Source organism: Halomonas litopenaei, from assembly GCF_017303055.1.
GTDB lineage: Bacteria > Pseudomonadota > Gammaproteobacteria > Pseudomonadales > Halomonadaceae > Halomonas > Halomonas litopenaei_A.
In genome coordinates this window covers 40,493-58,400 of record NZ_JAEKJT010000012.1, presented here as the reverse complement: position 1 = coordinate 58,400, position 17,908 = coordinate 40,493, and the positions used below count along the sequence as shown (strand labels likewise).

General features: G+C 61.2%; 18 protein-coding genes. 6 read left to right on the top strand and 12 right to left on the bottom strand.

Features of this window, described 5'->3' with window-relative positions:
- Nucleotides 1-71: 71 nt before the first annotated feature.
- Nucleotides 72-671, bottom strand: coding sequence for a helix-turn-helix domain-containing protein (locus tag JF545_RS20100; RefSeq protein WP_206944815.1), 600 nt, complete (start codon nucleotides 669-671; stop codon nucleotides 72-74).
- A gap of 307 nt (nucleotides 672-978) precedes the next feature.
- On the opposite strand from JF545_RS20100, the gene JF545_RS19465 reads away from it, so the two are divergent.
- The 5 genes from JF545_RS19465 to JF545_RS19445 all read left to right on the top strand — a co-directional run bounded on the left by JF545_RS19465 (nucleotide 979) and on the right by JF545_RS19445 (nucleotide 6,040).
- Nucleotides 979-1,947, top strand: a complete 969-nt coding sequence (locus JF545_RS19465) for a C4-dicarboxylate ABC transporter substrate-binding protein (RefSeq protein WP_242520972.1) — start codon at nucleotides 979-981, stop codon at nucleotides 1,945-1,947.
- An 86-nt stretch (nucleotides 1,948-2,033) separates the two neighbouring features.
- The gene (locus tag JF545_RS19460) at nucleotides 2,034-2,549 is read left to right on the top strand and encodes a TRAP transporter small permease subunit (RefSeq protein WP_206944813.1); all 516 of its coding nucleotides are present in this window, start codon (nucleotides 2,034-2,036) and stop codon (nucleotides 2,547-2,549) included.
- A complete protein-coding gene (locus tag JF545_RS19455) occupies nucleotides 2,546-3,877 on the top strand; it encodes a TRAP transporter large permease (RefSeq protein WP_206944812.1) in 1,332 nt (443 codons plus the stop codon). The genes JF545_RS19460 and JF545_RS19455 overlap by 4 nt, the downstream gene beginning before the upstream one ends.
- Before the next feature lie 28 nt (nucleotides 3,878-3,905).
- A complete protein-coding gene (locus JF545_RS19450) occupies nucleotides 3,906-4,940 on the top strand; it encodes an Ldh family oxidoreductase (protein ID WP_277987403.1) in 1,035 nt (344 codons plus the stop codon).
- A 203-nt stretch (nucleotides 4,941-5,143) separates the two neighbouring features.
- Nucleotides 5,144-6,040 carry a LysR family transcriptional regulator gene (locus JF545_RS19445; protein ID WP_206944811.1) on the top strand — a complete coding sequence of 299 codons (897 nt, stop codon included), beginning with the start codon at nucleotides 5,144-5,146 and terminating at the stop codon, nucleotides 6,038-6,040.
- On the opposite strand, the gene JF545_RS19440 is transcribed toward JF545_RS19445, so the two are convergent.
- The 3 genes from JF545_RS19440 to JF545_RS19430 all read right to left on the bottom strand — a co-directional run bounded on the left by JF545_RS19440 (nucleotide 6,041) and on the right by JF545_RS19430 (nucleotide 9,988).
- On the bottom strand, nucleotides 6,041-7,546 hold the full coding sequence (locus tag JF545_RS19440; protein ID WP_206944810.1) for an AbgT family transporter: 1,506 nt from the start codon (nucleotides 7,544-7,546) through the stop codon (nucleotides 6,041-6,043). It lies immediately after the preceding gene.
- Nucleotides 7,547-7,656: 110 nt separating this feature from the next.
- Entirely contained in the window at nucleotides 7,657-8,811 is a 1,155-nt protein-coding gene (locus JF545_RS19435) for a M20 metallopeptidase family protein (RefSeq protein ID WP_206944809.1), read from the bottom strand.
- A gap of 136 nt (nucleotides 8,812-8,947) precedes the next feature.
- On the bottom strand, nucleotides 8,948-9,988 hold the full coding sequence (locus JF545_RS19430; protein WP_206944827.1) for a zinc-dependent alcohol dehydrogenase family protein: 1,041 nt from the start codon (nucleotides 9,986-9,988) through the stop codon (nucleotides 8,948-8,950).
- Nucleotides 9,989-10,124: 136 nt separating this feature from the next.
- Between JF545_RS19430 and JF545_RS19425 the strand changes: the two genes are divergently transcribed.
- Entirely contained in the window at nucleotides 10,125-10,589 is a 465-nt protein-coding gene (locus JF545_RS19425) for an Lrp/AsnC family transcriptional regulator (RefSeq protein ID WP_206944808.1), read from the top strand.
- Nucleotides 10,590-10,620: 31 nt separating this feature from the next.
- On the opposite strand, the gene JF545_RS19420 is transcribed toward JF545_RS19425, so the two are convergent.
- The 8 genes from JF545_RS19420 to JF545_RS19385 form a co-directional block, all read right to left on the bottom strand.
- Nucleotides 10,621-11,625 carry a LacI family DNA-binding transcriptional regulator gene (locus JF545_RS19420; protein ID WP_206944807.1) on the bottom strand — a complete coding sequence of 335 codons (1,005 nt, stop codon included), beginning with the start codon at nucleotides 11,623-11,625 and terminating at the stop codon, nucleotides 10,621-10,623.
- 37 nt (nucleotides 11,626-11,662) lie between these two features.
- Nucleotides 11,663-12,190, bottom strand: a complete 528-nt coding sequence (locus JF545_RS19415) for a gamma carbonic anhydrase family protein (RefSeq protein ID WP_206944806.1) — start codon at nucleotides 12,188-12,190, stop codon at nucleotides 11,663-11,665.
- A 54-nt stretch (nucleotides 12,191-12,244) separates the two neighbouring features.
- The gene (locus JF545_RS19410; RefSeq protein WP_206944805.1) at nucleotides 12,245-13,177 is read right to left on the bottom strand and encodes a 3-keto-5-aminohexanoate cleavage protein; all 933 of its coding nucleotides are present in this window, start codon (nucleotides 13,175-13,177) and stop codon (nucleotides 12,245-12,247) included.
- 64 nt (nucleotides 13,178-13,241) lie between these two features.
- Entirely contained in the window at nucleotides 13,242-14,177 is a 936-nt protein-coding gene (locus JF545_RS19405; protein WP_206944804.1) for a 3-hydroxyacyl-CoA dehydrogenase, read from the bottom strand.
- A gap of 15 nt (nucleotides 14,178-14,192) precedes the next feature.
- A complete protein-coding gene (locus JF545_RS19400) occupies nucleotides 14,193-14,966 on the bottom strand; it encodes an SDR family oxidoreductase (protein ID WP_206944803.1) in 774 nt (257 codons plus the stop codon).
- Between the two features lie 19 nt (nucleotides 14,967-14,985).
- Entirely contained in the window at nucleotides 14,986-16,254 is a 1,269-nt protein-coding gene (locus tag JF545_RS19395; RefSeq protein ID WP_206944802.1) for a TRAP transporter large permease, read from the bottom strand.
- 2 nt (nucleotides 16,255-16,256) lie between these two features.
- On the bottom strand, nucleotides 16,257-16,769 hold the full coding sequence (locus tag JF545_RS19390; RefSeq protein ID WP_206944801.1) for a TRAP transporter small permease: 513 nt from the start codon (nucleotides 16,767-16,769) through the stop codon (nucleotides 16,257-16,259).
- Nucleotides 16,770-16,828: 59 nt separating this feature from the next.
- The gene (locus JF545_RS19385; RefSeq protein ID WP_206944800.1) at nucleotides 16,829-17,821 is read right to left on the bottom strand and encodes a DctP family TRAP transporter solute-binding subunit; all 993 of its coding nucleotides are present in this window, start codon (nucleotides 17,819-17,821) and stop codon (nucleotides 16,829-16,831) included.
- Nucleotides 17,822-17,908 lie beyond the last annotated feature (87 nt).

Sequence of the window (17,908 nt, the reverse complement as noted above, 5' to 3'; positions counted from 1 at the left end):
TCTGCCAGGCCGTTATCGCAACGGGAGAAAAACGCTTGCCCCGCGATGCGCCGAACGGACGATGCCTTGGGTCAGGTGCTGCAGATCCACAGGATGCGGGCGGGGGCGGGGCTTGTCGAGATGACGGCGTGTCCCATCTGGCTATCAAAGGACATGCTGTCTCCTGGCTTGAGGCGTGTCGGGGCGTAGTGTTCGGTCCACACCTCGACCTCGCCTTCCTGGACCACGATCTGTTCATGCCCGGCGTGGCGTTGAAGCTCACCAAACTCATCAATGCTGGTGTTCAACACCGTGGTCGAGAACACCAGAAAGTCCTTCGACACCATGTCGCTGCAAAGCAATTCAAAACGATAGTTGGGAGTCTCGACAATGTCTCCCTGGCCTGAGCGAGTCAGCGTACGCCAGCCACTGAGCGCACGGCGCTCGCGGTAGTAGAAGAGTTCGCCGACATCCACATTTAGTGCATTGGCCAGCTTGACGATGACTTCATAGGTGGGCGAAAGCCTGCCGTTCTCGATCCGCGAGATGCTGGCGGCGGATGTGCCGGATACCTGGGCCATCTGAGCGATGGTCAGCTGGCGTTCGCCGCGCAGGGCTTTCAGGTTGTCACCGATGGATCCGGCCTTGCGCGCTTTCTCATGGGGCCGGGGTGGCGTGGAGGTCTCGCTCATGCAGGTCTCCGGCGGCTCCTGCCGTCCTTGATGATGGGGGAGGAGCGTTGATTGTTGGTCTTTTTCATTTATTTTGACTGAAAATTGCGTATATGCAATGCTCAATCACGATAGTGATGCTTAACACGCAGTGTCTGCCGATCGATAACAACGCCGGCTGGGCATTGCCTTGCGCTCCTGTACGCCTATAAGAAATCCAACGAGGATAACAATGTATAAGTTGAACCGACTGGCTGGCAGCGTGACTGTTGCCGCCGCCCTCGCGAGTGTCTCCCTGTCTGCGACTGCCGAACCGATGGAGTGGAAAATGGCCACCCCATGGGGTGGCGGGCCGTGGTTGGAGCGGGACGCCCAGACCTTCGCCGACTATGTCAATCAGCTGACGGCGGGTGATGTTTCCATCGAGGTGTTTCCTGGTGGCACCCTGGGTGGCGCGCTGCGGGTGACCAATACCGTCAAGGCCGGGGTCGCCGAGGTCAGCCATAATTACGTCAACTATGACTACGGCACAGATCCGACGGCGGCGCTGCTGGCAGGTCATTCCAGCGGCCTCACGCCGGAAGAATTCATGATGTGGATGTACGAGGGCGGCGGCGTGGAACTCTATGAAGAGTTCCGCCGTGATGTCTTCGATGTGGTGGCCTTCCCGTGCTCCATTCTTGGCACCGAGATCTTCCTTCACTCCAACAAGAAGGTCGAAACGCTGGAGGATTTCCAGGGCCTGCGCCTGCGCACGTCAGGGGCCTGGGCTGAGATCGCCTCACGCCTGGGTGCCTCGACGGTGGTCATGGCCGGCAGTGAGATCTACAACGCCCTGGATCGCGGCGTGATTGATGCTGCCGAGTGGGGCAGTCCGGAAATGAACAAGCCAACGGGCTTCCAGGATGTGGCTCAGTACGTGGTGCTGCCGGGCGTTCACCAGTCTGGTGGCTTCCTGGAATGTCAGGTAAACCAGGAGGCGTGGGACGCGCTGAGCGCCGAACAGCAGGAGCTGCTGCGTCTTGCCGGCAAGCTCAGTGTGTTTGACTCCTGGCTCGCGAGCTCCTACGCCGACCTGGAGGCCTATCAGGAACTGGTGGACGGTCCGAACGAGATCGTGCAGCTGGATCAAGACTTTATCGACGCCATCTACGCGGAGACCCGCAAGTGGGAAGATGAGTACGCCGAGAGCAACGAATGGTTTGCTCGAGTGCTTGAATCTCAGCGTGAGTTCAAGGCCAGCATGACCAACTGGCAGCAGTACCGTCTGCCGATCGGTGCCATGGCTCGGGACTGACATCGTTGCTGGCGGCCCGGAGGAGGGGATGGTCCCTTCCTCCGGGCCGTTTCCTGTTCTGACTTCCTACTTTCGGGCAATTCAAGATGACGCTTATTCACGCGATCGAGCGGCTGACGCGCTGGGCAGGAGGGCTGGGTGCTCTGCTGACCTTTCCGCTGATAGCCGCGCTGGTCTACGAGGTCTTCAGCCGCTATGTGTTGGGACAACCTACCCTGTGGGCCTTCGAGGTCAGCTACATGGTCATGGGGGCCATCTTCATGCTGGGCATGGCTGATACGCTGCGACAGGGGCAGCACGTCAGCGTTGATCTGATGACGCTGCGTTGGTCGAGGCGCACCAATGCCCTGGTGCAACTGATCGGCTATGCCGGGTTCTTGCCGGTTCTGGCCTGGCTGGTGTGGGAGCTTGGCCAATACGCTCACGAAGCGCTTTTATCCAATGAACGCTCAGGCAGGTCGGCCTGGAACCCGGTGATCTGGCCGGTGTTCCTGACCTGGTGGCTCGGCTTTCTGCTGCTGGCGCTGCAGGTCGTGGCCGAAGTGTTCAAGGCGATTGCTGCATGGAAAGGTCAGGCAACCGAGAGTGAGGGCGCCCAATGAGTGATTATCTTGCCCTGGTGATGTTTCCGGCGCTGATTGGCTTCATCATTTCCGGCTTCCCGATTGCCTTCTCGATGATTGTGGTAGCGACGCTGTTCGGGGTAATGCAGTTTGGGGATGCTGCTGCCTACCAGCTGTTGACCAAGATCGAGGACACGGCGTCCAACTCGATTCTCGCAGCGGTCCCGCTGTTTATCTTCATGGGTGCGATGCTCGAGCGTTCAGGCATCGCGGAGCGGCTGTTCACCGCCATTCATTTCTGGACCCGGCGCCTGCCTGGCGGACTCGGCGTGGGCGCGGTCATCATGGGTACGCTGTTTGCAGCAGCGAGTGGGGTAGTGGGCGCGACCGAGGCGGTGATCGGCCTGCTGGCCATCCCGGTGATGCTCAAGCATCAGTACAGCAAATCGCTGATGTCGGGCACCATCTGCGCCAGTGGCTCCCTGGGCACCGCGATCCCTCCCTCCATCACTGTGGTGGTACTGGGGCCTGTGGCCAGCGTGTCGGTGGGATCACTGTTCAGTGGGCTGATGTTTCCCGGATTCCTGATGGCGTTGCTGTTCCTGCTGTACATCGTGCTGGTGGCGTACCTCAAGCCAGAAATGGCGCCTCGCATGTCGGCAACAGAGGGTGAGAGCGCGACCCTGGGGGAGAAGCTCAAGGTCACCTTTGGCGCGCTGCTGCCGACGATGGCACTGATCGTGACTGTGCTTGGCACGATCCTGCTGGGTATCGCGACCCCCACCGAAGCGGCAGCCTGTGGCGCGCTGGGTTCGGTGGTGCTGGCGCTGGCCTATCGCAACCTGACCCTGGACGTGCTGTGGAACTCGGCCAAGCGGACCTTGAATATTTCGGCGATGATTCTACTGATCGTGCTGGGGGGCAATATGTTCGCCGGTGTGTTCTTCGCCGCCGGTGGCATGGCCACGGTGCAGTCGCTGCTGATGGATACCGGGCTGAGCCCCTGGATGATCCTCGGCATGATTCTGCTGATCGCCTTCCTGGCAGGGTTCGTGCTGGACATGATCTCAGTGGTACTGATCGTGATACCGGTGGCCATGCCGATCGTGCGGGCACTGGGGTTCGATGAGATATGGTTCTGTGTTGCCTTCCTGGTGGTCATGCAGACAAGTTACCTGACGCCGCCTCTGGCTCCTTCCATCTTTTATCTCAGGGCGATCACGCCCCCCGAGGTTACGCTCAAGCATATGTACACCGGGGTCATTCCTTTTATCGTTGTACAGTTGATCGTGTTGGCGCTGGTTCTGGCCTTCCCTTCCTTGGCGCTGTGGTTGCCTGATCAGCTGAGTGGGCCGTCATGGAAGTAGGCCGATCATGTTCCAAGGAGAGTCGCTGATGCAGGACACTAACGCCGCCAGTTCAGAGGGGACCTACCTGACGCGGGAGGCCATGATGTCGCTATGTCGCAGCGTGTTGGCCCAGCATGGCTTCAGCGCCGCCCAGGCCGAGGCCTTGGGGGCCACCCTGGTCGCGGCGCAATGGGACGCTTGCCAGTCCCATGGGCTTTACCGCTTGCTCGGCATCGCCGCGACGGTACGTGCAGGCGCGGCTGTCGCGGATGCACAGCCGCGTGTCGAGGACCTGGCCCCGGCGGTAGTCAGGGTGGATGCTGACGGTGGATTTTCGCCGGCAGCCTTCAACCTGGGTCTGCCGCCTCTGATCGACAAGGCCAGGCAGGGTGGCATCGCGGTAATGGCCATTCAGCGTTGCGTCCATGCCACCGCCCTGTGGGTAGAGCTCGAGCAACTGACCGAGGCAGGGCTGGTGGCCATTGCCTGCAACCCGACCCAGGCGTACATGGCTCCCCATGGAGGCAAGCGTCCCCTGTTCGGCACCAACCCGCTGGCGTTTGGCTGGCCGCGGCAGGGGCAGCCACCGCTGATCTTCGACTTTGCCACCAGTGCCATTGCCCGGGGTGACATTGAGCTTCACCGTCGCTCCGGCGATGCGATTCCGGAAGGCTGGGGCGTAGACCGACATGGCCAGCCATGTACCGATCCGGCGGAAGTGCTGGATCATGGTGCGATGCTGCCCTTCGGTGGCCACAAGGGGTCGGCGCTGGCACTGATGGTCGAGCTGATCGCCGGGCCGATGATTGGTGACTTGATGAGCCTTGAGTCAACGGATCACGACGATGGGCGTGGTGGGTTGCCCTTCCACGGGGAGTTGATCATCGCCATTGATCCGGCCCGAACAGGAGCGGGAGCCGCTGACATGGGCAGGGCAGAGCAACTGTTCGAGCAGATGTTGGGACAGGGGGCTCGGTTGCCCGCCCAGCGCCGCTATCAGGAGCGTGCACGCAGCGCCCAACGCGGTGCCTGGGTGTCCCAGGCGCTGCTCGACGATATCCATGCCTTGATGAACTCTTGATGAACTAGGGCTTGTACGAAAAGTGCCTGCGCTTGGTGATACGGCGTTAACAATCGGCTCAAAGTGCTCATTTACACCTCGTAAACTGCGCTTTCTCACCGATTTTTGCCTTATCTAACCTTCGCTCGTCGACTTTTCGGACAAAGCCTAAGCCACCAGGCATGCGGTAGCCCGCATGCCTGCCTACCTTCCGACTGACACCTATGAATCTACTGGACAAGCGAGCGCTGTATCTGCACGAGGTCTGCAGTTGCGGGGGTATTCGCGCCGCGGCTGAGCATCTGCATGTCAATCCTTCTGTGATCAGCCGCCAGGTGCGAAGCCTCGAGCAGGAGTTAGGCATGGCCCTGCTGGAAAAGCAGGGCCGTCACGTGGTGCCGACAGAAGCCGGCAAGCTTGTGGAAGAGAGCTACCTGGCCCAGCGTCGGCTGCATTCGGAACTCGGTGATACGCTGTCCCGGTTGCGCAACCTTCAGCGTGGCAAGGTGGTGGTGTCGGTGGGAGATGGCTTCGTCGATAGCTTCATTTGCCATGTCATGAAGCGGGTGGCGGCGCAGTTCCCCGATGTGTTGATCGATATTCGCACGGGCATCTACTACCCCCGCGAACCACATGAAATGGTCGCCAATGATGAAGTCGACATTGCGGTCACCTATGGGCCGGTATCCGACCCCAGACTTGTGGTGCACTCTTTCGAGCGAGGGGCGTTGTGCGCCCTGGTGGCTCCACAGCATGCGCTGGCGCAGTACGATGCTGTCAGCGTCACACAGCTGCTTCAGCACAAGTTGATCTTCCTGCCGGACGAGTCCGGGTCCCAGCGTTTTGTCGATGCGATTTTTCGTGCGTCAGGATTGCTGGCCACGCCCTCATACCGCTGCAATCTGCATTCGATATCTCGACGCCTGGCCTGTGCCGGGATTGGTGTCGCATTCATGACCGCTGCGGCAGCAGGCCGAGAAGTGCGAGCGGGAGAGCTGGTCGCCATTCCCATTGACCACCCCATGGCCAGGGCGAGTCAGGGGAATCTGGTGCGCAGAGCCGGCAGGCGGCTGTCGCCGGCTGCCAGCTATCTGTGGAAGGTGATGTTGGCGATGCAGTGATCAGCTTGCCATCATGTAGACCCCGGGTCCGATCGGCCAGCCCATGGTCAGCCAGAACATCAGGAAGGCGCTCCAGGTCAGCAGGAAGGTGATCGCCATGGGCAACATCGTGGCAATCAGGGTTCCCAGGCCCATATCCGGTTTGTAGCGCTGCATGTAGACCAGGGCGACCGAAAAGTAGGGACTCATCGGCGAGATGATGTTGGTGCTTGAGTCGCCAATCCGGAACATCGCCAGCACGAAGGCCGGGTCAAAGTCGATCATCATCAGCATCGGCACGAACACCGGTGCCATCAGTGCCCACTGGGCCGAGCCGCTGGTCATGAAGACGTTGAGCACGGCACTCATCAGGATGAAGGCGCCAACCAGAGGCAGGCCGGTGAAGCCGGTGCTCTGCAGGATGTTGGAGCCTTCAATGGCAATGAACTGCCCCAGCTCTGACCACTTGAAGTAGGCAATGAACTGCGAGATGGCGAAGAAAAGCACCAGCGTGGGGGCCAGCTCGCTGGCCGCCTCGGCCATGCGCTGCGGGACGTCACGGCTGGTCTTGATCTTGCCCACCGCGATGCCGTAGACCAGACCGATGGCGACGAAGTAGCCGAACATCAGGGGTACCAGCGACTTCAAGAACGGTGACGGGATCAGTCCGCCCTCATCGTTGCGCAGAGGCGATGCCTCTGGCAGCACGGCCAGCAGTACCAAGGCCAGATAGACCAGCGTCGTCAGTCCCACACGCTTGAGACCGCGCTTCTCGTCGGCGCTCAGTTCGTGAGTCTCCACCTCAGCGGTGAAGTCCTTGCCAAGTGGCAGGGTTCGCTGCAGTCGCGGTTCGATCACCTTGTCGATCACCAAGGTGCCTACCGTGGCAAGCACGAACACGGAGCAGGCCACGAAGTAGTAGTTGTCCACTGGAGAGATGTACGCCTCTGGATCCACCAGTCTCGCCGCATCGGTGGTAATACCGGCGAACAGCGCATCCCCGACCGTGATGAAGAGGCTGGCGTCGAAGCCCGCCCCAGCCGCTGCATAGGCGGCGGCCGCACCGGCAATCGGATGCCGACCGACGGAGTAGTAGACCATGGCGGCCAGGGGAATCAGGATCAGGTAGTTGGCATCCGAGGCGATGCTGCCGCAGATGCCCGCCAGAAACACGCAGAAGGTGAGCAGCGACGGCGGTGCCTTGGCCACGCTGACCTGCATCAGGGTCGACATCAAGCCCACCTTGTCGGCGAGACCGATACCGAACATCACCACCAGGATCAGGCCCAGGGGCGGGAAGTTGACAAAGTTGCTGACGACGCTGGTCAGCATGAACTCCAGTCCATCTGCAGAGATCAGGCTTCGCACGTGGACCACGGCATCCGTCTGCGGGTTGACCGCTGACACGCCCAAGGTGGCGAGAATGGCAGAGACCACCACCACCACGGCAGCCAGGATGGTGAACAGAATGAAGGGATGAGGCAGTTTGTTGCCTACACGCTCAATGGAGCTGAGGACGGCTTGCATGGCTCTTGACCTTGTTATGAGGTTGTCTGAAACGTTCACTCGCGGACACAGCAACAGAACGTTGTCGATGGTGTCTGTTCTGCTACCGCCGGCACCGTTAGGGGTCTCTGTCAGTTCGCTTGCATCAGGTGTTGCGCCAATGCCACGAAGGTGCCGCCTGCGACCGGCAGGATCTGGTCGTTGAAGTCGTAGTGCTCGTTATGCAGGTAGGCACTGTCACCGTTACCGACAAAGAAGAAGCAGCCAGGGACCTGCTGGAGATAGAACGCAAAGTCCTCTGCCCCCATGGTAGGCATGTAGTCCAGTTGCTGGATGTCGTCACTGACCTGCGCTTCCTTGGCCGCCGTAAGAACCTTCTCAGCCCATTCCGGGTCATTGACCAACGGTGGAATCTGGTGCTCGTGGAACATCTCGAAGCTGGCGCCGTGGGCGCTGCAGACTCCGTCGACCACCCGTTCGAGCTGTCCGGCCAAGGCCTCGCGGGATGAGGCGCGATCGCTGCGGATATTGACGACCAGTTCGGCTTCGCCGGGAATCACATTGGCGGCCTCTCCAGCATGAAAGGCCGCGACGGTGATGACCCCGGCCTCGAGCGGAGACTTGTGACGTCCCACCAGGCCCTGCAGCTGCTGGACAACACTGGCGCCGACGTAGATCGGGTCCACCGCGAGGTGCGGCATGGCGGCATGCCCGAAACGTCCCTTGATGGTCACGCGGAAGGTGTCATTGCCCCCCATCGCCGGTCCTGGCTTGACGAAGACTTGGCCAGCGGGGAAGCCGGGGCGATTGTGATAGCCGAAGATGGCGGACACGCGGGGATTGTCGAGGACTCCTTCCTCGATCATGCGCGCGGCACCATTGCCACCTTCCTCGGCCGGCTGAAAGATCAGCTTGAGGTGGCCGCACAGAGCGTCTCGACGCTGGATGATGGCTTCGGCCGCCAGCAGCAGGGCGGCGGTGTGGCCGTCATGGCCGCAGGCATGCATGAGGCCCGGATGGCGTGAACCGTGGTCAAAGGTGTTGGCCTCCTGGATGGGCAGTGCATCCATGTCGGCCCGAAAGGCGATCACTGGCCCGATGCGTCCGGTATCCAGTTCCGCCAGGACGCCCGTCCCGGCGATGTTTTCGGTGACCTTGTAGCCGAGCTCCTTGAGTCGCGATGCTACGATCGCGGCGGTGCGGTGCTCCTCGAACTTGAGCTCGGGATGGCGATGCAGATCCTGTCGCAGCGCCATACTCTCGTTGACCTGTTGCGCGGTGAACATGCTGGGTCCTTGTTGTTGACGATGATCCATGGACGCTTAACGTCGCTGAGCAGTGCCAAGGTAGGGGAATCAGCGTCACGGATGCAGCGGTCAACAGGCATGCAATTGTTGCTTGGTGGTCAACAGTTGTGGCGTGTCAGAAACGATCAATCACCGTAGCGCCCACCCCCTTGAACTGATCCATGCTGGTGAGCCGGGCGGGAGTGTCATCCAGCGTAATGCGATCACCCACCAGCAGCGATGGATTCAGCTGCCCCTGCTGGATCATCCCCAGCATGGCGTCATAGCGGTGAGCCTGCATGCCGTGGCTGCCGACAAGTTCGAGCTCCTCGGCGATCACCTTGTGCATGGGGATCGCCGGTGCCCGGTGCTCCCCAGCCAGCAGCCCAATCTGTACGTGTCGGCCTCGGGTACGTAGTCCCATGATCGAGTTGCTGCAGGTGACCTGAGTGCCCAGGGCATCAAAGGAAAGGTGAGCGCCGCCGGCACTGATGTCTTGAATCGCTTCCACCACATCCGATCTTTGCGAGGCATTGATCGTGGCAACGGCGCCCAGTTTCTTGGCCATCACCAGTGCGCCGTCCGTGATGTCGATGGCGATGACCCGGGCGCCAAGCGCAGAGGCGATCATGATTGCAGACAGGCCGACGCCACCACAGCCATGCACGCTGACCCACGCACCGGCAGACACGCGCCCCTGATCCACTACTGCACGGAAGGCTGTGGCAAAACGGCAGCCGAGACTGGCGGCGGTGGAAAATGACATGTCCTCTGGCAGCGCAACGAGGTTGAGGTCGGCGTGATGCAGGCTGGTGTATTCGGCAAAGGCCCCCCAGTGAGTGAAGCCCGGTTGAAACTGCGAGTGGCAGACTTGCTGATGGCCTGCACGACACTCGTGGCAGCGTCCGCAGCCGCTGACGAAGGGCACTGTGACACGGTCGCCCTCTTTCCATTGCGTGACGTCCTTGCCGGCGGCAACCACGACACCCGCCATCTCGTGGCCGGGGACATGGGGGAGGGTGATATCCGCATCGTGGCCCATCCAGCCATGCCAGTCACTGCGACATAGCCCAGCCGCTTCGACCTTGACGACCACGCCGTGGGGCTCTGGTGCAGGATCCTTCACCACCCGAACACTGGGTAACTGCTGGAACTTTTCAATGACAACGGCACGCATGATCGACTCTCGCAAAGGCTGAATGTGTCGTTCCATGCTAGAGCGTTGGCCAGGAATTGCTTTGCTATATTTTCTTGAGAGCCCGCAATGTGGAAAGTATCTTTTATTTCTACAAGGTTTGTTGGGAGAACATTGCGTGAGTGGGCTGGACAGGAAAAATCTACAGCTGCTTGATCTGTTGCAGCAGGACGGTCGAATCACCAATGCGCGTCTTGCCGAGGCGCTGTCATTGAGCGAGACACCATGCTGGCGACGGTTGAAGCGTCTTGAGCAGGACGGCGTTATCTCAGGCTATCAGGCAACGCTTGATCGCAAGCGTCTCGGGCTAGGGGTGATGGCGTTCGTTCAACTCAATTGCATGGCCCATGACGCCACCACGGTGGCGGCGTTCGAGAAGGTGGTGATCGACAGCCCGAATATTCTGTCATGCCACAATACGACCGGAGATGATGACTTCCTGCTGATGGTCGTCGCTCGAGACCTGGAGGACTACAGTGACTTCATCGAGCGCGTGTTGCGGCGCTTGCCGGGCGTCACCAACATTCGCTCCAGTCTGTCCCTGCGAGAAATCAAGTCCACCAACCGGCTGCCGCTGGGCTAGACACGGCGGAGTGCACTGGCGACCTGGCGCGTCATGCGCGCCGGACGCTGCTGCGGAGCATCGGCGTCACCGGCAGGGTCAGCTGCTGCGGAGGGGTGTCCGGGTGATCGATCTGGGCCATCAGGAGTTCGGTGGCGCGCATGATCATGGTCTGTACCGGTTGCTGCAGAGTGGTCAGGGAGTGACTGGGCCAGGCGGCCATGGGCACATCATCGAAGCCGATGATCGATACGTCCTGTGGGATGCGCAGCTGAAACTCGCTCTGCAGCACCTCCATGGCAGCGATGGCCATCAGGTCGTTGGCGGCGAACAGGGCGTCGGGCGGAGTGGGGTGGGTAAACAGGCGGCGAGTCGCCTGACAGGCGTCTGCGTACTGATAGTTGCCCACGTCGCAGGCATGCAGTGTCTGGCCTGCCGCTGCCAGACCCTCTTCCAGTCCCGCCTGCCGTTGGCAGCTGGTAGACGTGGCGGGAAGACCCGCCAGGTACGCCACGCGACGGTGGCCTTGTGAAGCGAGGTGTCGGCCCGCCCAGTAGCCCCCTTGATAGTTGTCGCAGGCCACCTGACTGATGCCGGCATAGTCCACGGTACGGTTGATGATGACCACGGGGATTTCGTAGTCGGACACCACGGCGGCTTGCTCCTCCGTCATGGTGATGGCGAGCATGAGAATGCCTTCCACCTGACTGCGCAGAATGTCTTCCAGCACGGCATCGAAGCCATCGCTGGCGGGGGCAGAAAACAGCAGCAGGTGATAGCCCTGCTGCCGAAAGAACCGTGATGCCTCTTCGAGCATGAAGCTGTAGAACGGATTCTCCAGGCTATACACCACGACGGCGATGGTCCTGCTGGAGCGAGTGATCAGGGAGCGCGCGATGGTATTGGGGCGATAGCCGAGCTCTCGAGCGGCTTCCATGACCTTCCGGCGAGTCTTTTCCGATACCTTCGCCTCGGGAGAGAAGGTGCGACTGACGGCAGACTGCGAGACACCGGCCAGGCGGGCAACATCGCGGGAGGTGACGGATTTCTTTTTCATCGAGGCATATCTTGTCGGGTGACTGTATTGCCGGCGCTCACGCCGGCTCAATACGCTCCAGAGAAGCATAGGTGGCGATCTTGTCGATATAGACCTGAGCATTGGTCTTCACCGACTCGACCTCTTCCTCGGTCAGCTCACGCACGCGTTTGGCGGGACTGCCGAGGATGAGCGATCGTGGGGGAAAACGTTTGCCGGAGGTAATCAGGGCTCCGGCGCCAACGATACTCTGCTCCCCGATCACCGCTGCGTTGAGGATGGTAGCATTCATGCCGACCAGCACCTCGTCGCCAATTCGGCAGCCGTGCAACATGGCCAGGTGACCAATGGTGACACGCTGGCCAATGGTCACCGGCTCACCGGGGTCTGTGTGGACCACGCAGCCATCCTGCAGGTTGCTGCCGGCGCCTACCAGGATGGGGGCATTGTCGCCACGCAGGACGGCACCTGGCCAGACACTCACGTCTGCTCCCAGCTGCACGTCACCGATCAGGGTCGCCTCGTCCATCACCATGGCGTCGGCGGCGATATCGGGGGACGCGCCCCCGAGTCGATAAAGCGTCACAACCCATCTCCTTATGCGGGTGCTGATATTGGCATGCTCAACGGCGGGCCAAGCCTAGAACCCGACCTGATCCCCGCCCTTGAGTCCAAGCATCTGACGCGCCTCGTCGGGTGTGGCCACCTCGAGAGACAGGCCCTCCAGAATCTCGCGAACCTTGGTCACCTGGCTTGCATTGGTCTCGGCCAGCTTGCCCGGCCCAAGCCACAGCGAGTCCTCGAGACCGACGCGCACGTGTCCACCCATGGCAGCGGCTTGCGCTGCAATGCGCATCTGGCTGCTGCCGGCCCCCAGCACAGACCATTCATAGTCATCGCCGAACAGGCGGTCTGCGGTGCGGCGCATGTGCATGACGTCTTCAGGATGCGGCCCGATGCCACCCAGGATACCGAACACGCTCTGGACGAAGACGCGGCCCTTGGCGACACCACGGTCGAGTAGATTGCGCAGCGAATACAGGTGGCCGATGTCGTAGCACTCGCATTCAAAGCGGGTGCCATTGGCATCGCCAAGCGTCATGGCTTTTTCGATATCAGCGAAGGTGTTCTTGAACACCAGGTCACGGCTATTGGCCAGGTGATCGCGCTCCCACTGATGGGTCAGCTCGTTGTAGCGATCCAGCATCGGGAACAGGCCGAAGTTGATCGATCCCATGTTCATGGACGCCAGCTCAGGCTTGAACTCCATGGCGGGGCGCATACGTTCTTCCACCGTCATATGGGGGCTGCCGCCGGTGGTCAGATTGATCACCGCGTCGCAGGAGCTCTTGATGCGCGGCAGGAAGCGCTCGAACATCGCCGGATCCTGGGTCGGCCTGCCATCCTTGGGGTCCCGGGCATGCAAATGCAGCACCGACGCGCCAGCCTCGGCGGCGGCGATACCGGCCTCGGCAATCTCCTCGGGGGTGACGGGAAGGTAGCGAGACATGGACGGGGTGTGAATGGCGCCGGTGACGGCGCAGGTGATGATGACCTTGCGTTTTGCAGCCATTTCCGTGAAGTCCTCTAGCAAAGTGAGCACAGCGGCGTGAACGTTGCCGCATGACGTGTGCGGTTTAGCGTGGTGTCGTAGCCTGCTGATGGGCGAGCAGTGCCATCAAGCGGCGATCACGCCAGGCCTGGCGTTCACCCAGTTCGTGTGTGGGGAGCAAGGCGCGGCGCTGCTCGTCCAGTGCCTCCAGGGTGGCGTCGAGCCAGGGGTCTTCCTGTCCGCGCTCGCGATCAATATCGCGATACAGCGGGCCGTAACGCTTGCCGTAGTCGGCAATGCCTGCAGGCGCATTGAGGTCGATGGTCTCGAAGGGGCCCATGAAGGACCAGCGCAGGCCGAGCCCGTGTTTCATGGTCTTGTCGAGGTCCTCGGCGGACACCACGCCATCGCGGAACAGCCGCAGGGCTTCGTTGAGCAGCGCCCCTTGCAGGCGGTTGAGGACAAAGCCTGCCACCTCCTGGTGGACCAGAATCGGGACCTGGCGGGCTTGTTCCATCAGGGCCATCGCCCGCTGAACACTCTGTTCACTGGTGGCTGGCGTCGGTACCACCTCTACCAGAGGAATCAGGTAGGGCGGGTTGACCGGATGTGCCACGAGGCAGCGCTGAGGGTGCTCCAGGTGATCGGTAAAGCGCGAGGCGGCGATCCCCGAGGTGGAGCTGGCCAGCACGCAGTCACTGCTGACCACCGCCTCCAGATCGCGGTAGATCTGACGTTTCGCGGTCACGTCTTCCGGCCCGCACTCCTGGACGTAGATGGCGTCCTGCATGGCCGAGACGAGGTGGCTGTCAAAACGAATTCTGGCCATGATCGCCACTGGATCATCGATCAGCCCAGCGTCAGCCAGGTCCGTCAGCGACTGCTGGATCGCTGCAGATGCCCTGTCCAGGGCATCTGCATCTACATCAAACAAGGTGACGGGCAGCTCTGCTCGAGCAAAGACGATGGCCCAGGCGCGACCAATGAGTCCTGCGCCGACCACACCGATGGAAGTCGTCATGAGAGCGTCCTGAGGTCAGAGGGATTCGACGTTGGCACAGACACTGAGCGCCTGCCCCGAGATGTTGGATCCGCCTGGTGCAGCGAGGAACAGCGCCATGGCGGCGATATCCGTCGGGTCTACCATGCGGCGCATCGATATCTTTGAGAGGTTCTCGGTCTCCATCTCCTCGTAGCTGATGCCACGCTTGGCCGCTCGATCCTCAATGACCTTGGTGATCCGTGGGCCGCGCACGATGCCCGGAAGAATGGCATTCACACGCACGCCTTCCGGACCAAGCTCGCAGGCCAGGCTCTTGGTCAGGCCGACCACGGCCCATTTGCTGGCGGCATAGGGGGTGCGATAGGCGAACCCCAGGCGGCCAGCCACGGAGGCCAGATTGACCAGCAGTCCCTGACTATCACGCAGCAAGGGCGCTGCACGGTGTGCGACCCGGTACTGTCCGTTGAGGTTGATATCGATGGTCTGGGTCCAGCTGGCGTGGTCGATGTCCTCGATGCCTGCCGTCGGGCCAGCAATACCGGCGTTATTGACGACCACGTCCAGGCCCCCCAGGGCCGATGCATCGTCGAACAGGCGAGCGACATCCTCGTCGTTGCTGACGTCGCAATGGGTACGTGTGATGTGTGGCGGCAGGGCATCCAGCGCCTTGTCATCGATGTCGCAGACGTGAACCCGAGCACCGGCTTCGGCAAAGGCGCTGGCAATGGCAAGGCCAATGCCCGACGCGCCGGCGGTCACCAGTACGCGCAGTCCCTGGCGGGGGCGAAGGCTTTCTACAACACTCATGGGGTCTCTCCTTGTAGGGTTACAGCGACGGCAGCCAGGTCGACAGGGCCGGCAGCAGACTGATGATGAGCAGGTTGATCAGCACGATGGCGACGAAGGGCATGACGGCCCAGGTCAGCCGCGCAATGCCGATATTGGTGATCTGAGAGGCCACGAACAGGTTGAGCCCGACCGGTGGGGTAAACATGCCCATGGCCAGGTTGACCACCATGATGATGCCGAAGTGAATCGGGTCGAAGCCGTAGCTCACGGCAATGGGCAGCAGGATGGGCACGAAGATCAGGATGGCGGCGGCCGCCTCGATGAACATGCCAGCGAGCAACAGCAGCAGGTTGGCCAGCAGGATAAACAGCAGCGGACTGTCGATGGCCGAGATCACGAAGTCGGAGATCATGTCCGGCACTCTGAGGCTCTGAAGAATGCGTCCATACAGTCCGGCGGCAGCGATGATGCTGAGAACCACCGCTGTGGTTACTGCGGATTGACGCAGAATGCCCATTAGACTGTCGAGCTTGATCTCTCGATAGATCACCGTGCCGATGACAAAGGAATAGGCCACCGCGATCACCGCTGCCTCGGTCGGTGTAAACACCCCACCGTAGATACCGCCAAGGATGATGACCGGCATGAGGATGGCGAGGATGGCTTTCTTGCCGGCGCGCCAGACGTCGCTCAGTGAGCTTTTCTCGCCACCGCCAAGACCGTTGGCGCGGGCAAAGAAGTAGGCAAAGACCAGGAGGGTCAGGGTGACCAGAATGCCAGGCAGGATGCCGGCAATGAACATGTCGCCAACAGAAACATTGGCCGCGATGGCATAGAGGATCAAGGGAATACTGGGAGGGATAATGACCCCCAGAGCGCCCGACGCCGCCTGATTGGCCGCCGCATAGCCACCGGGATAGCCCTTGGCCAGCATCGCGGGAATCAGGATAGAGCCGATGGCCGCCGTGGTGGCTGCCCCGGATCCGGAAATCGCAGCAAAGAACAGCGACGTGACGATGGCGACCATGGCCAGCCCGCCCGTCATGCTGCCGACCAGGGTGTTGGAGAAATCGACCAGGCGCTTCGAGATGCCGCCGCCCTGCATCAGGTAGCCCGCGAGGATGAAGAACGGAATCGCCATCAGCGGGAAGGAGTTGACCGAGGCAATCAGCTGTTGTGCAACGATCAGCATCGGCATCAGGTCGCCTTGCCACACCGTCAGGGCAGACGCCAGTCCCAGCGAGAAGGCAATGGGAACACCCACCACGAAAAGAGAGATAAGGGTCAAGAACAGCATGAGGGCCATGATCAGCTGACCTCCTGCAGTCGCTGGACGGGTTGTCCGAGGGCTTCATCAATCAACAGCCCCAGGCTATTGATCAGAATCACGACGCCGCCGGCAGGAATGGACAGGTATGGCCACATCATGGAAATGCGCGTGCTTGGCGCCGTCTGGCTGGCCACTCGGCCGACCAGCTCGAGGCCATACTTGATCATGACGAACGCAAACAGTGCCGAGCACAGCACGATCACGATCCGCAGCAGCCGAGCCAGGCGCTCTCCTGCATATTCGAGCACGATGTCGACGGAGATCAGGGCGCCATGACGATAGGCGTAGCCGGCACCGATAAAGGTTAGCCAGAGCATCGAAAAGCGAGCGATTTCATCGGAGAAGAACAGCGGGCTGCCCACCACGAAGCGAGCGAACACCTGCCAAAAGATCAGTACGGTCATGATCAGCAAAAGCAGGGCGAGCCCCCAGCCGATCAACCGATTGAAGTGCCAGATCGCCGTGTTGGCGACACGCAGAAAGGAGTGCATGAAGGGCCTCGCAGAATGCAGTGCCCCCTGACCAGCTGGCTGGCCAGGGGGCCGGGTACTCAGTGCTCGAAGTTGATGGCCGCGTCGACCAGGTCTTCGCCGACGGTCGGGCCCCACTTGGCGATAACCGGACGCACGGCCTCGCGGAAGGGCGCCAGGTCAGGTTCGGTGACCGTCATGCCCAGGTCAGCCAACTCGCCCTTGTAGCGTTGTTCCAGCTCCTGGCTGGCCTCCCGCTGAACCGGCAGTGCGATTTGAGCGGCCTCCAGAATCAGGGCCTGGTCGTCTTCGCTGAAGGAGTTGAACAGATCCAGGCTCATCATCAGCGGCGCCGGTGAATAGACGTGCTGGGTGATGTTCAGGTAATCCTGAACCTCGTAGAAATTGACGTCGTAGATGGTGGCCAGAGGGTTTTCCTGGCTGTCCATGACGCCCTGTTGCAGCGCTGTGTATACCTCGGTCCACGCCATTGGCGTGGCGTTGGCGCCCAGCGCTTCCCAGGTATCGACCTGCACGCGGCTTTCCTGCGTACGGTGGTTGATCCCTTCCAGGTCGCTGGGCTGCTCCAGCGCGCGCACGGAATTGGTGTTGTGACGGAAGCCATTCTCCATCCACGCCAGGAACTTGACGTTCATCTGGTCTTCGGCGAGTTGGGCCAGCTGGTCACCGTATTCGCTGTCGAGGAAGGCATAAGCATGCCCGTGATCCTCAAAGATGTAGGGCAGGTCGAACAGCAGGAATTCATCGACAAAGCCGCCCATGGGGCCGGTCGACGCGATGCCTGCATCGATGATGCCAAGCCCCATCCCCTCGATGACTTCACGCTCGGCCCCCAGCGCATTGTCATAGTGGGGCTCGATGGTCAGCCGGCCTTCCGACAGACGCTCCAGCTCCTCTCCGAACTTGAGCACGCCGATGCCCTGCTGGGAGTCGGGTCCCAGCGGCAGGCTGACATCGATGGTCCGCTCCTGCTGGGCGAAGGCTGCGCTGGACAGCCCGATGGCGGCGGTCAGGACGGTGAGGCGGAAAGGAAGGGAGTTGAATTGGCGCATGATGCTCTCCTGTTATCGTTGTGATGCCCTGGGGTGGGGCGGCCGCTGCCGGGAGGCGTGTCTGTGTGACGGGCAGCAAGGGGAATC